This is a genomic window from Pseudoflavonifractor phocaeensis (assembly GCF_016901955.1).
In the GTDB taxonomy this organism is placed as follows: Bacteria; Bacillota; Clostridia; order Oscillospirales; family Oscillospiraceae; genus Flavonifractor; species Flavonifractor phocaeensis_A.
In genome coordinates this window covers 1-315 of sequence record NZ_JACJLC010000253.1, presented here as the reverse complement: position 1 = coordinate 315, position 315 = coordinate 1, and the positions used below count along the sequence as shown (strand labels likewise).

General features: G+C 51.7%; 1 protein-coding gene. It reads right to left on the bottom strand.

Annotated elements, in window-relative coordinates; genetic code table 11:
- Window positions 1-67: 67 nt before the first annotated feature.
- Window positions 68-315, bottom strand: a 248-nt coding sequence (locus H6B51_RS18415) for a transposase domain-containing protein (protein ID WP_204884837.1), incomplete at its 5' end; no start/stop codon positions are given.

Below are 315 nucleotides of genomic sequence, written 5' to 3'. Positions count from 1 at the left end.
GTAAGCGCTCAATAACCACCCGTATACAGTCAAAACCCGGTAGGACTTGCAATCCTACCGGGTTCGTTTATTTGCAATCAGAGGTCTCCAAATATTTACGGCGTTTTACATCAGGGTTCCAGGGCATCAGGCGCTCCAAAATTTCGTGGGGCGGCGTTTTTCCATAATAGGGCAGGCGGCTCAGCACAAGCAGCAGGTATTCATAGGGCTCCACACCATTGGCCTTGGCTGTCTCCACCAACGAATATACAATAGCGCTGGACTCCGCACCCTTGACGCTGTCGCAGAACAGCCAATTCTTTCTGCCCAGCACGA